Here is a 12,635-nt window from a genome sequence, read left to right on the forward strand (position 1 = left end):
CCTCAGCACGACGGAGGAATCGGCGGCCGGCCGATCGAAGATGCCAAACCTATTGCGCGCGACCAATCAGACTCGCGGCACCGTGCTTTGCGAGCGGCTCGAAGATGCCGGCGGCTTGAGCGGTCAAAGCCGAGGACTACTTGGCCGCGACCGCCTCGAGCCGGACGCCGGGATGCTGTTCGAGACGGGAAGATTCACGCCTTTCATGTGGATGCACATGTTCTTCATGCGCTTTGCGATCGACATCGTGTTTCTCGATCGCAACAGCCGCGTGCTCAAGATCAACCGCGATCTTAGGCCGTGGCGCGTATCCTCGATCGTATTCGGTGCGCGCAGGGCGCTCGAGTTGTCATCCGGCACCGCCGATCGCAGCCTGACCCGCCTCGGCGATACGATCGAAATCGAGCCCTCTGACACCTAGCGGTCTGGTTTATCGCGGATAAGAGCCGTCTAAGCATTCCCCGCCGGCGACGCTGCCGCCGCTGGTCGAAACTGGTTGTGCCAATCGCGCCGCGAGTCGCTTCCTGCTGTTGCTGACACGCAACACTAAGTTGCATCGAAGCTTGGCACACTCGCCGAATTGGCGGAAAACTCTACGACTTGCTTGGTTCCCGATTTGGCACAGCACGTGCTCTCCCTTCACTCGCGCTCGGTTCAACTAACAAGTCGAACCTTCCCTGAGCCGGACACCACGCGGCGCAGGGTGAAAGAAGCGAAGCTGAAATTGGGGACAATGGCCATTAAGCCATCACCACTAAGGAGGACTCGTAAATGGATCTCATCACCAAACTGGCCGTGAAGCTCGGTGAGTATCGGCGCGCTCAGACGATGACTGAGTACGCTCTGATTCTCTCGGCAGTCGCCGTGGTCGTGTTCGTCGGCTACCAGACGATGGGCACCACGATCGGCACCCTGCTCGGCACCGTCGACACCAAACTGTAAGCGAAAAGGAAGAAGCACGGGGGTGGCGGACTAACCCATCCGCCACCCTAAACATCAACCGGGTCAGGAGAGCAGGGGAATGGATCTAATCAGGAAGGCATTCGTGAAAGTCAACGAGTATCAGCGCGCTCAGACGATGACCGAGTACGCGTTGATCCTGTCGGCAGTCGCGGTGGTAGTCTTCGTCGGCTACCAGACGATGGGCACCACGATCGGCACATTGCTGGGCACGGTCGATACCCAGCTTTAGCAGTGGCTATGGCGTGACGATCGTCACGAATCGTGATCTCCTGGCGTGGGCCCGAATCGCCGGCCCCCGCCAGGAGAAACGATCAAGGTGACGCTAGCCCTGGGAGGGGAGTCAATGAGCCTTTTCAACACAGTCCGCGCGAAGATAGCGCCCGCCCGCGGACAGACCATGACCGAGTACTCACTGATCCTCGCGACTATCGCTGTAGTTATCATCTCACTTTACAACACCGCGGGCACTATCATTAGCACGTTGATAAGCCGCGTAGGACCTCTGCTGTAGCAGACATTCTACCCGGCTCGTTGGGGTTCGAGTATGAGGGTTGTTCCTACGAGCCGCCGTAGCGGCACTGATCCGTCCGCAGGCAGCAAGGCTGCGCGCCTGATGCAGGCGTTGACCCGAGGCCAGGCCGCGGTCGAGTTTGCCCTGCTCGCAACGCTCTCCCTGATCGTCCTCATGGTCGGCATCCAGTTCGCCATTATAGGACAAGCGGCGTTGGCAGTTACCCAGGCGTCTTACGTTGCATCCCGCACGGCGTCAGTAAACACCAGCGTCACCGACTCGAACATCAGCAGCGTGACCAACAATCAATTGTCGCCATCGATCACTGCGCCGGCAAATGCGCTAACCGTGAACATGGTGACCGCCGGCGATTCCACCTGCGTTCCGAATCGCACATTTGGATGCCAGGTTACTGTCACCGTCACTTACGACGCTACCAGCAAAATCGCATTGCCCAATCCATTTCTTGGAATGACTTTTCCAACCACGCTAAGCAGCACCCAGAAGATGATGACGGAATGAGAATTCAACTAGCAATGGCAATGAGCATCTACAGCTATCTGACCTTGGGAGCAGGGTTGTCAGTTCGCAGCCGGAGGGGAAACGCAATATGAAACGGCAAAAGATCTTTGTCTTAGTCGCGGGAGTCGCGGCCATGCTGGCATCGATCATGGTCTATTCCGCCCTGAAAAGGCGCGAGGCGGAAGTGCAGAAGGCCACGGCTCGCAACGTCCAGGTGCTGGTCGCCGCCTTCAACCTCCCATTAGGCAGCAAAATCGGACCCGACGCCGTCAAAATGACGCGATGGTCGGCCGAAAGCGTGCCTGACGGCGCCTATACCGATCCCAAGCAGGTGCTGGGCAGCTACGTCAAGAACTCGATGGTTGCCAATGAGCCCATCGTAGGTTCCAAGTTGTTCACTGGCGACAAGACTGCGGGCGTGATGCCACTACTTATACCTTTTGGCATGCGCGCGGTGTCGGTCCCGGTCGATGAAGTCAGCGACATCGCCGGCTTCGTCCTGCCTCACACACATGTCGATATCCTGGTTGCTATCAACGGAGGAGGCGTCGAAAAGCCCTTTTCCAAGGTGGTGTTACAGAACATCGAGGTGCTTGCGGTCGCGCAGGAAGTAGAAATGAAGAAGGACGAACCCACCATCGTTAAGGTGGTCACCTTGCTGGTCTCTCCGCCGGAAGCCGAGCGGCTTTCGCTCGCAAGCCGCGAAGGGACGCTGCGTCTCGCGATGCGCAACTACAACGACAACAAGATAGTTCTTACCAGCGGGACCGACATCCAGCAAATGCTGCGCGCCTATAGCAGCGCGCCGGAAATACCGGTTATGCCGACGCAGCCCGCCGCGCATCACGCCTTGCTGGCTACGCCGCGCCGCGCTCCGGTCGAAGTCGAAATTCTTCGCAACGGCAAGTCGTCCGAATCGGTTTCGTTCGTAAACGAGGCGGCGGCCGACAACACGACCTCGAAACCGTCGCGCCACGCGCGTCGCGATACTGCCGAGATGAATCGAGTCGCGGCTGACGCTTCGAAGCCGGCGCCGGCGGCAGTCGCAATGAATCCTGCGCCCGCATCCGCGCCTGCTGCTATCGCGAACAGTGCGACGCCTGTTGCTGCTTCTGCTGCGCCGGCAGTGGTCGCAAGTGCTCCGCCGCCGATGGTCGATCCCGAACAGCGAACCGCGGCGCCGCTAAGTGGCGAAATCACTCCTTTGAGCACCGCCGTCGGTGCAGGCGACTCTCAGGTTCCGACGCCTAAGACGATCGATATCCCGTAACGGACCCGAGTAACGAGGTGAGTAACATGAAATCAAAACGAGGATGTGGCTCGCTGCCGTGGCTAGTCGCCGCCGCGACTCTGCTGACCTTGCGGCCCGGTCTGTTGCGCGCTGCTGAGAGTGAACTTGTCACGAAATCCGTCACCATGACGGCCGGAGAAAGCTACGTAATCGATAAGGTTAGTCCTGACGCTACCCCTGGAATCAAGGTGGTCAAGAATCCGCACGCACTGGTCATCCATAGCGAGATGCCCGGCAAGATAATGCTGGTAGGTGCGGAAGCAGGCGAGTGGAACCTTTCTGTTACGATGGCTGATGGGCAACCGGTGACCTATCACATCACGGTGAACAAGATCGCCGCGATGAATGATATCGATCACCCGGCGATGAGTCCGCCTGCGATCTCGGGCAGCGGCAGGAAGGTCGGTAGCGCCGCCCCAGTGGTAGCCAAGCTCGATCCCGGCGCCGGTCCGGTCGATACTTCCGCTGCTACTGCTTCGGCTTCGGATGCTAGCAGCCCGGGATCCCCTTCACCGGCCAAGGACGGCTCCGAGATAGTATCGATTTCATCTCATGCGGCGCCGCTAGGCCCCTCGACGTCGGTGGCGTCGGCTCCGATGGCCCCGGTCGTAGTGAAGCCTATCAGCGACGATAGCTCCTCCTCGTTGCCGTCGGTGCCCGCGCCGTCCGTGGCGAGCCAGACTGCCCAGGCCGCCGTCGCTCACGAGAAATTCAGAACCGATCCTTCGATCGCGCTAAGCGGCGGCGACTACTCGAGCGACGCGGTATCAGGCGGGACGCACTATCTGCCTGACGACGTAGTTTCGATGCAGACCGGCAGCTCGATAATAATCGACTTTCCCAAGCGCCTGCGCCGCGTCTCGATGGCCGATACCACGATCGCCGACATCCAGGTGATTAACCCCTTCCAGGTCAACATCATAGGCCATAAGCCTGGCTTTACCACTCTCGCCGTGTGGAATCAGCAAGGCCACTACGACGAGCGCTCGGTGCGAATCGACCCCAACGGCAAGCAGCAGGTGATGCTCAACACGATGGTGGCTGAGCTGAACCGCACGAATATCGAAAACCAGGGCACCAACCTGTCGGGCGCGCTGACCAAGTATGGCGTGTCGATGGTAGGTCTGCCTGGCTCGGTCGCGACCCCTTACTCAGCCTCGACTAACATCACGAGCACGGGACCTTTCGGTAACACCACCGGTGCCGTACTGCCTTTCGGCGGATCGGTCATCCCTATGCTCTTGTCGCAGGGACTGACCTATGGCTTGGCGGCAGGTAACTCGAACTTCCAGATTCAGAGTTTCTTCCAGTATCTCGAACAGCACGATATGGCCAAGATTCTGGCTCAGCCTCATTTGCTGGCTAATTCCGGCGAAGAAGCCAAGTTCCTCTCGGGCGGCGAAATTCCCATCGTGATCACCCAGGCACTGAACACTTCCATCGTGTTCAAGCAATTCGGCACCTCTGTCGAGTTCGTCCCTACTGTGGTCGGTCGCGATGACGTCGAGTTACTCGTCAAACCCGAGGTGTCGCAGCCCGACTATAGTCACGGCGTGCAGTTGTTCGGCTTCACGGTGCCCGCGTTCATCACGCGGCGTGCGGAGACGATGGTACGGATGCGCGACAACCAAACACTCATCATCGCCGGCCTGATCCTGCACGATAAGCGCTCCATCATAAAGAAAGTGCCTTATATGGGTGACATTCCGTACCTCGGCGGCTTGTTCCGCAATACCAGCTACTATAATACCGAGACCGATCTCGTGATGGCTGTGACTCCGCAAATTGTCCGACCGCTGCCGGCGGGTGCCTCCGTCTACAACCCGACCGCAGTACCCGAAATGACCGAGCAACAGATTAAAACGCGCGACTTGAGCCAACCGGATGCGGCGCGGCCCAGGTTCTAAGCGGCATGAGTGATTGTGGGAGCAACCAGGGGAGAGAACAGCGTGTCAGTGCTTAGCAAAAAGGACGGTCGGCGGGGAGCGCTGAGGGTCCATCTGGTCGGCAGGGGCGAGGAAACGCGGCTCGCGGTCCGCACCGCCCTTGCCGCACTCATCGACCCGGCGCTCGATATCAAGGAAACCGAACCCGACTTGACGGCGGTCACCGATGGCTCGACCGACGTCACGATGGTGGTGTTCAACGGCGATCAGGAACTCGAGCTCAACTATCTTAGCAGCCAGTCGGCGGTGGAATCCCGGCCGGTATTGTTCGCGCTGCTGCACGATCGATCGCCGGAGCTGATGAAGCGCGTACTTAGAGCCGGCGCCGACGAGCTACTGTTCCTCCCGCTCGATCCAGGTGAGACGACGCGCGCGTTGCTCAAGATCAGTGAGACCCGGCGCCGCGAGGAAGTCGATGAAGGCGGTACGATTATTTCGCTCGTAAGCCTGATCGGCGGCACCGGAGTGACCAGCCTGTCGGCTAACCTCGCGCTCGCGTTGCGCTATGCCTTCAACAAGAGGGTCGCCGTCGTCGATCTCGATCTCCAGACTGGTGGCCTTTCGGTCTTTTTGAATCTCGAGCCCGAGCGCACGATCATGGCGCTGACCAACGAGGATCGTAAGCTCGACTCGATTCAGCTCGAATCGGCGCTCAGCAAGCATACCTCGGGCATCTATCTGCTCGCCGCGCCCAAGAAAATCGAGGACAGCGAGCTGGTATCTGACACCACCGTCGGCGCGATCCTCAACCTGATGCGCCAGTTGTTCGACTTCGTGATCGTCGATTGCGGCACGCACATCGACGCCAACACGGTTGCCGCGTGGGAGCGCTCGCAGCATCTGTTCTATGTGCTCGATCAATCGATCGGCGCGGCGCGATGCGCCTGGCGATTCGTCGATTTGTGCGGCCGCCTCGGACTTTCCAACATCGAGCCGAATTTCATTCTGAGCCGCTTCGTTCCGGGCCATCCGATTAGCGAGGATCAACTAAGTCACACCCTGGCCAAATCTCTCTACGCCAAGATTCCGCGCGACGAAAAGGTGCTCGAGCGCATTCAATTGAGCGCGCAGGACCTCTGGCAGGTCGCGCCGAATTCACCGCTCGCCAAGTGCGTCGAGGAACTCGCGCGGCGGCTCGAAATGGGCGCCGAGATGGCGCACGAAAATTCGAACTCGCTGGTTTCGCGATTGCTCAATGCGATCGGCGCTCGCGCCTGAGGCATCCACGATGAAATTGGTCGAGCGAATTTCCCAACAGAACAACAATTCCGCGACGTCGATGCAGCGTTCGCTGATCGGCAACACGCAGAAGAAACCGAAAGATGTCCAGGCCGAGGGTTTCCAGCAGCTTAAACTCGCGGTGCACAACCGCCTGTTTGAAACCCTCGACGTCACGCGGCTCGAGAGCCTGGAGCCCGTGCTCGCCTCGCAAAAGGTGACCGAAGCAATCACCGTGATCCTCGACGAAGAAGGGCGCCTGCTCACCGACCTCGATAAGAGCCGGCTGATTGAGGAAATCAAGAATGAGTTGCTCGGGCTCGGGCCGCTCGAGCCGCTGCTCTGGGACGACGAGATCACCGATATCCTCGTCAACGGCCATCGCCAAATCTACGTCGAGAAACGCGGCAAGCTCTACTCGACCGAGATCAAGTTCCAGGACGATCAGCACCTGATGCTGATCATCGATCGCATCGTGTCGCAGGTCGGCCGCCGCGTCGATGAAGCGTCGCCGATGGTCGATGCGCGCCTGCCCGACGGCTCGCGTATCAACGCGATCATTCCGCCGCTCGCGCTCGACGGTCCCGCGCTCTCGATTCGCCGTTTCGGACGCAAGCGCTTCAACATCCAGGATCTCGTCGACAAGAAAACGCTGCCGGCGGAGATGGTCGACTTCCTCAAGACCATCGTCCGCGCACGCCTGAATGTTCTGGTCTGCGGCGGCACCGGCTCCGGTAAAACCACGATGCTCAACTGCTTGTCCGCCTTCGTGCCGGAGAATGAGCGGATCGTGACGATCGAAGACTCGGCGGAATTGTCGCTGCAGCAACCGCACGTGGTCCGGCTCGAAACGCGGCCGGCCAACGTCGAGGGCAAAGGCGAAGTGACGCAGCGCGATCTCGTCAAGAACACACTGCGGATGCGCCCCGACCGGATCATCGTTGGCGAGGTCCGCGGCGGCGAGGTCTTCGACATGTTGCAGGCGATGTCCACCGGTCACGACGGCTCGATCGCCACCATCCACGCCAACACCCCGCGCGACAGCATGGGCCGCCTCGAAATGATGATGCTGTTGTCCGGCGTCTCGATTCCGCAGCGCGCGATGCGCCAGCAGATCGCGTCCGCCTTGAACATCATCGTTCACGTTTCGCGGCTCTCCGACGGTACCCGCAAAGTGATGCGCATTTCGGAGATCAGCGGCATGGAGGGCGACATGGTCATGATGCAGGACCTGTTCGAATTCAAGCGCACCGCGGTCGGCCCCGACGGCGAGGTGCTGGGTCAATTCATCGCGACTGGAATTCGCTCCGCTTATTCCCAGCGGCTCGAGGCCGCCGGCTACAAACTGGACGCGAAAATTTTCCGTAACACAGTCGGGTAGGCGTTATGGACTTATTGATGACCGGCGGCATCTTCGCCCTCATTTTCGTGTTCGTGCTGATGTTCTTCACCAGTCGCGGTACCGAGGTCGAGCAGCAACGCCACCTCGCGCGCAACCTCGTCCGGCCCGCCGACGACATCAACATCGACGTGATGCGCAAGCGCAAACCCGATCAGGGTCAGCTGCTGCACGCTCTGTATGAATTTAACCTGCTGCTCAAGCTCGAAGAGATGATGTGGCAGGCCGGCATGTACATCAGGGTCGTGGACATCCTGCTCATCATGGTGCTGCTGTTTGGCGCGGGACTGTTCGGCGGCAATGTGATTTTTCACGACATCCCGGTGGCGGCGGTTTCCGGCGTGATACTGGCCAGCCTTCCGCTCGCGTTCATCCGCTTCCGCCGCAAGCGCCGATTGAAGCAATTCGGCCAGCAACTTCCGTTCACCCTCGATTTGATCAAATCCTCGCTCGAAGCAGGTCATTCGCTCCAGCGCGCACTTCAGGTCGTCGTCAGTGAGTTCGCCGATCCGATCGGCAGCGAATTCCGCACCGTGCTCGAACAGAACCGGATCGGACTCTCGCTGCCGCGCGCGCTCGAAGACATGCTGCGGCGAGTTCCCGAAGACGACTTGCGGCTGCTCGTCGTCGCCGTGAAAGTCCAGGCCGAAGTCGGCTCGAGCCTCGCGCAGATTGTCGGACGCCTGTCCGAAATTGTGCGCACACGCCAGCGCCTGCGCCTTCAAATCAAGGCCATGACCGCTCAGTCGCGGCTCGGCGGCATGATCGTCGGAGCGCTGCCGGTGCTCGTCATGGGCGCGTTCAGCCTGATCCAGCCGGGCTACACCGACAAACTGTTCTATGACCCGACGGGACAAAAAATCCTGAAATTCGCCGCCGGCTCGGATCTGATTGCGATTCTCGCGATCCGGCGCTTGCTGAGGGTGAACTTCTAATGAGTCCAATGATGGTTGGCGTCGCAGTTTTCTTTTTGGCTGGCGCGGCAGCCATCGCGCTCTATATCGCTTTCGCGCCCAACACTCGCGCAATGGACGAGACATTTGCCGACCTCGCGGTCAAGATGCGCGTCTCGTTGGGAGCGCTCGAGGGTGGCGAGGTTACCGATGACAACTTGCTGCGCATGATGTTTCGCTGGGCGGCGAAACGCGTCCCGCCGCCCGACGTCGATTCGCCTAACGGCGAGAAGTTGCAACAGACTCTCGCGCAGGCCGGCTTCCTTAAGTCCAGCGCACCCCAGACCTATCAGGTCATTCGCGTGATGCTGGCGGCCGGATGCGCTTTCATCGGCCTCATCGTCGGACTGATCTTGCATAGCTCGGCTTCGCAGCCGATTGTGTTCGCGGCTGGCGGCGCCGTGGTGGGCATCTTTGTGCCGAGCTATATCCTCGGACGCCGCGCGCGCCTCCGCCAGGCCGCCATCTCGCGCCAACTCTCGGACGTGCTCGATTTGCTCGTGGTCTGCGTCGAAGCCGGTCTTGGACTCTACGAAGCGATCCAGATTGTAGGCGCTGAGAGCGAGCGTCACGGCCAGGAAATCGGCACCGAGTTGAACCTGGTCTCCGCCGAGATCTCAGCCGGCGCGAGCCTCGGCCAGGCGCTCCGATCGCTCGCGGATCGCACCGCCGTCGAGGACATCAAGCCGCTGGCGGCGACGTTGATTCAAAGCGAACAGCTCGGCGCGCAAATCTCGCCGGCGCTGCATGCCAGCTCCGATGCGCTCAGGATGCGGCGCCGTCTGCGGGCGGAGGAAATGGCGCAGAAGGCGACCATCAAGATTCTCTTTCCGCTGGTACTGTTCGTTCTCCCCTCGATGATCGCAGTGATCGTCGGGCCGGCGATGATCCAGGTCATCCGCACCCTTTCAGGGGTCGGATAGGAACCACTAACACAGCCTCTCCCAGGGGGCCTCGGGCTCGGCGCGGCCACGCGCCAGTCCGGGGCCTGTTCGTCTTCCCGAAATTCAACGGGTGCAATTAAATTGTAAACTCGAAGTGGCTTGGATGCTTGCGTGGCGGGGGCGTTCGCTCTAGATTCGCCTAAGGATCAGGACGAGTCATGAGCGATCGGAGCACCATAGAATGGACTGATGCCACGTGGAATCCGGTACGCGGCTGCACGAAAATCAGTCCCGGCTGCAAGCACTGCTACGCTGAAAGGTTTGCCGAGCGCTTTCGCGGAGTGCCGGGACACCCCTTCGAGCAAGGTTTCGACATCCGGCTTGTTCCCGAAAAATTGGATCAGCCTCTGCGCTGGCGTTCCCCGCGGCGCATCTTCGTGAACTCGATGAGCGATCTTTTTCACGATCAGGTTCCCGTCGAGTACATCTCGCGCGTTGGTCAGATCATGCAGGTCGCCGAATGGCATACGTTTCAGATTTTGACCAAGCGCCACGAACGACTGCGTTCGCTACTGAACGGAGAACTTCAGTGGATGGGCTCACTATCGAATGTCTGGTTCGGTGTAAGCGTAGAAGATCGGGAATTTGGTTTGCCGCGAGTCGAGTCTCTGCGCGCGACAAACGCTCACATTCGTTTCCTATCAGTCGAACCACTTTTGGAAGATCTGGGTGATCTCGATCTCACGGGAATTGATTGGGTGATTGTTGGCGGCGAAAGTGGCGCACACTACCGAGCGATGGCCCCTGAATGGGCTCGAAAAATTCGGAATCAATGCCGCAGGGCGAGGGTGTCATTCTTTTTCAAGCAATGGGGTGGGCATCGACCGAAAAGCCTTGGTCGCCTGCTGGACGGTATTGAATGGAACGCTATGCCAAGGCATTCAGCGCCAAAACAGGACTCCATCTCAGCGCTTGGTTGAACCGCTAGCAGATGACGGTCTGCTCGCGCGCCCCGGAAGGATCTGGACTCGCGAGAAATTAGACTACTTGAAAAAGTACGCCGCGGCTTTCATGACGGCCATGGCCAAAAAGAAATGGGATGGCCTCGTCTACATCGATCTTTTATGCGGCCCTGGACGCGATTTGGAAAAGGAAACCGGCGAGCAATTCCTCGGCTCTCCGCTTATCGCTCTTTCGACCAAACCGCCTTTCTCTCATCTATATTTGGCCGACAAGAGCGAACGGAACATTCGGGCGCTTGAAAAGAGAATTCCAGACGCTGACAAATCTCGGGTCAGTCTCACCCCTGGCGACTGCAACGTAGTTGTTGATGATGTCCTAAAGAAGGTTTCCGATCGTACCCTGGGCTTGGCTTTCATAGACCCCGAAGGTTTTGAGGTTGATTTTGCGACACTTGCAAAGTTAGCAAAGCGCCGAATAGATCTGATTTACCTTTTTCCAAGTGGAATCGGCGTCAAACGAAATCTCAAAAATTTCCTACCTTTGACTAATACGCCGATGGACAAGTTTTGGGGCGGCAAGGATTGGCGGGATCTTCCGGAAGCACGGCGAGCCGCAGGCACTCTCCACGAAGAAACGCCCGAACGCATTGTCACATCGCTAGTGTCGGCCTTTCGGCGAAAGCTCAAGGAGGTAGGTTTTTCCCACCAAGACGAGGCCGTTCCTCTCAAAAACACAAAAAACGCTCAGATGTATCATCTCCTGTATCTTTCGCATGCCGAGGTTGGGCGAAAAATCTGGCGAGGAATCAAAAAAATCTCGCCGGGCGGACAGAGATCGTTCGACTATTGAATTTAAGGAAATCTACGCGAGGGATTTGGCGCGTTGCGGTTCTTCGGCGAGGGTGGCGCGCGCCGCGAGCCGATCGCGCATCGCGCGATGACTCTCGCGCGTGATCGGATAGCGCGAAAACACCATCGCACTCGCGAGGTAAATCGTCGCCGGCACGATCGCGAATACGATTCGCAGATTCTCCGCCGCCGCGGGCGCGAGGCTCGCCGACCCCGGCTGATATCCGACCCAGCTCAAGATTGGCCCAACTAGCAGCATCGTGATCCCGATCGCCACCTTGATCGACATCGACGTGATACCGCCGTAAGCGCCTTCCTGCCGCTGGCCGGTGCGCTCTTCGTCCCATTCGATCACGTCGGCCGACGCCGACATTTGCGTCACCCAGATTCCGATCGCCGCGAATCCGCTGAACGCCATCAGGCCGTAAAGCGCGAGCGTGCTTTGCGGCGTGAGCAGGATGAAGCCGAGCGAGCCGAGCGCATTCGCGACCATCGCGACCACGAACGCCGGCTTCTTTTCGATACGCACCGTGATGCGGAACCAGAACGGGTACGAAATCGCGGAGCCTGCGAAGTATGCGATCAGCCATCGCGCCGCAGCGTTCTCGTCGTGGTACCAGTACTTCGCGAGGAAGCGCAGCAGAATCGTCGGCACGTTGATCGCCATCACTGCGAGCGTGGTTGCGATCAGCAGGATCACAAACGGCTGATTGCTCAGCACCGATTTCATCGACGCGAACAGCTTCGAGCGCTCGCGCGTCGAGAATTCGAGCCGCTCGCTGAGCCCGCCGTAGGCGAGCATCGCGCCGCCCGCGACGACGGTTGCGCAGATCGCGCCGGTGACCCTGAAATCAGTGCCGCGCGCGAACAGGTACGACGCCGCGAACGGCAGCAGCGCGCCGCTGACGTCGCCAATCGTCGCGCACAACTGGCGGAACGTCGAAAGCTTGGTGCGCTCGTCGTAGTCGAGCGTCAGTTCCGGCATCAGCGCGCCGTATGCGGTCTCGTAAAATTTCCGCGACGTGAGCATCAGGAAGTAGAAGCCGAAGAACCACACGAACAGGCCCGCCTTCAGTTGCGGCGGCGACAGCAAAAGGTAATAGCAGAGCGCCATCGGAATCGCGGCCGCGAAAAACG

At 59.5% G+C, this 12,635-nt stretch carries 13 protein-coding genes; 12 read left to right on the forward strand and 1 reads right to left on the reverse strand.

Annotated elements, in window-relative coordinates; all coding sequences use genetic code 11:
- Positions 1 to 40 precede the first annotated feature (40 nt).
- The 12 genes from Q7S58_RS05310 (at position 41) to tcmP (ending at position 11,499) form a co-directional block, all read left to right on the forward strand.
- Entirely contained in the window at positions 41 to 421 is a 381-nt protein-coding gene (locus Q7S58_RS05310) for a DUF192 domain-containing protein (RefSeq protein WP_304821590.1), read from the forward strand.
- A 350-nt stretch (positions 422 to 771) separates the two neighbouring features.
- Positions 772 to 942 (forward strand): Flp family type IVb pilin, encoded by a 171-nt coding sequence (locus Q7S58_RS05315; protein ID WP_304821592.1) that lies wholly within the window; start codon positions 772 to 774, stop codon positions 940 to 942.
- A gap of 79 nt (positions 943 to 1,021) precedes the next feature.
- On the forward strand, positions 1,022 to 1,192 hold the full coding sequence (locus Q7S58_RS05320; RefSeq protein WP_304821594.1) for a Flp family type IVb pilin: 171 nt from the start codon (positions 1,022 to 1,024) through the stop codon (positions 1,190 to 1,192).
- A 315-nt stretch (positions 1,193 to 1,507) separates the two neighbouring features.
- Positions 1,508 to 1,996, forward strand: coding sequence for a TadE/TadG family type IV pilus assembly protein (locus Q7S58_RS05325; RefSeq protein WP_304821597.1), 489 nt, complete (start codon positions 1,508 to 1,510; stop codon positions 1,994 to 1,996).
- A gap of 88 nt (positions 1,997 to 2,084) precedes the next feature.
- Complete coding sequence (gene cpaB / locus Q7S58_RS05330) at positions 2,085 to 3,266, forward strand: Flp pilus assembly protein CpaB (protein WP_304821600.1); 1,182 nt, start codon at positions 2,085 to 2,087, stop codon at positions 3,264 to 3,266.
- Positions 3,267 to 3,292: 26 nt separating this feature from the next.
- Complete coding sequence (locus tag Q7S58_RS05335; protein ID WP_304821603.1) at positions 3,293 to 5,194, forward strand: type II and III secretion system protein family protein; 1,902 nt, start codon at positions 3,293 to 3,295, stop codon at positions 5,192 to 5,194.
- A gap of 42 nt (positions 5,195 to 5,236) precedes the next feature.
- Positions 5,237 to 6,451 (forward strand): AAA family ATPase, encoded by a 1,215-nt coding sequence (locus tag Q7S58_RS05340; RefSeq protein ID WP_304821606.1) that lies wholly within the window; start codon positions 5,237 to 5,239, stop codon positions 6,449 to 6,451.
- A gap of 10 nt (positions 6,452 to 6,461) precedes the next feature.
- Entirely contained in the window at positions 6,462 to 7,832 is a 1,371-nt protein-coding gene (locus Q7S58_RS05345) for a CpaF family protein (protein ID WP_304821609.1), read from the forward strand.
- Positions 7,833 to 7,837: 5 nt separating this feature from the next.
- Positions 7,838 to 8,785, forward strand: a complete 948-nt coding sequence (locus Q7S58_RS05350; RefSeq protein ID WP_304821612.1) for a type II secretion system F family protein — start codon at positions 7,838 to 7,840, stop codon at positions 8,783 to 8,785.
- Positions 8,785 to 9,726, forward strand: coding sequence for a type II secretion system F family protein (locus tag Q7S58_RS05355; protein WP_304821615.1), 942 nt, complete (start codon positions 8,785 to 8,787; stop codon positions 9,724 to 9,726). The genes Q7S58_RS05350 and Q7S58_RS05355 overlap by 1 nt, the downstream gene beginning before the upstream one ends.
- A gap of 179 nt (positions 9,727 to 9,905) precedes the next feature.
- The gene (locus Q7S58_RS05360) at positions 9,906 to 10,667 is read left to right on the forward strand and encodes a DUF5131 family protein (protein ID WP_304821618.1); all 762 of its coding nucleotides are present in this window, start codon (positions 9,906 to 9,908) and stop codon (positions 10,665 to 10,667) included.
- Positions 10,561 to 11,499, forward strand: a complete 939-nt coding sequence (tcmP, locus tag Q7S58_RS05365; RefSeq protein WP_304821619.1) for a three-Cys-motif partner protein TcmP — start codon at positions 10,561 to 10,563, stop codon at positions 11,497 to 11,499. Before Q7S58_RS05360 ends, tcmP begins: the two co-directional genes overlap by 107 nt.
- 12 nt (positions 11,500 to 11,511) lie before the next feature.
- Here tcmP and Q7S58_RS05370 read toward each other — a convergent pair.
- Positions 11,512 to 12,635, reverse strand: a 1,124-nt coding sequence (locus tag Q7S58_RS05370) for an MFS transporter (RefSeq protein WP_304821622.1), incomplete at its 5' end; no start/stop codon positions are given.

It is taken from the genome of Candidatus Binatus sp. (genome assembly GCF_030646925.1).
GTDB lineage: Bacteria > Desulfobacterota > Binatia > Binatales > Binataceae > Binatus.

Bases quoted from the DNA above. Each gene is read 5' to 3' on its own strand.
- Q7S58_RS05310 (WP_304821590.1), top strand. From the start codon at position 41: ATGCCAAACCTATTGCGCGCGACCAATCAGACTCGCGGCACCGTGCTT.
- Q7S58_RS05315 (WP_304821592.1), top strand. From the start codon at position 772: ATGGATCTCATCACCAAACTGGCCGTGAAGCTCGGTGAGTATCGGCGC.
- Q7S58_RS05320 (WP_304821594.1), top strand. From the start codon at position 1,022: ATGGATCTAATCAGGAAGGCATTCGTGAAAGTCAACGAGTATCAGCGC.
- Q7S58_RS05325 (WP_304821597.1), top strand. From the start codon at position 1,508: ATGAGGGTTGTTCCTACGAGCCGCCGTAGCGGCACTGATCCGTCCGCA.
- cpaB (WP_304821600.1), top strand. From the start codon at position 2,085: ATGAAACGGCAAAAGATCTTTGTCTTAGTCGCGGGAGTCGCGGCCATG.
- Q7S58_RS05335 (WP_304821603.1), top strand. From the start codon at position 3,293: ATGAAATCAAAACGAGGATGTGGCTCGCTGCCGTGGCTAGTCGCCGCC.
- Q7S58_RS05345 (WP_304821609.1), top strand. From the start codon at position 6,462: ATGAAATTGGTCGAGCGAATTTCCCAACAGAACAACAATTCCGCGACG.
- Q7S58_RS05350 (WP_304821612.1), top strand. From the start codon at position 7,838: ATGGACTTATTGATGACCGGCGGCATCTTCGCCCTCATTTTCGTGTTC.
- Q7S58_RS05355 (WP_304821615.1), top strand. From the start codon at position 8,785: ATGAGTCCAATGATGGTTGGCGTCGCAGTTTTCTTTTTGGCTGGCGCG.
- Q7S58_RS05360 (WP_304821618.1), top strand. From the start codon at position 9,906: ATGAGCGATCGGAGCACCATAGAATGGACTGATGCCACGTGGAATCCG.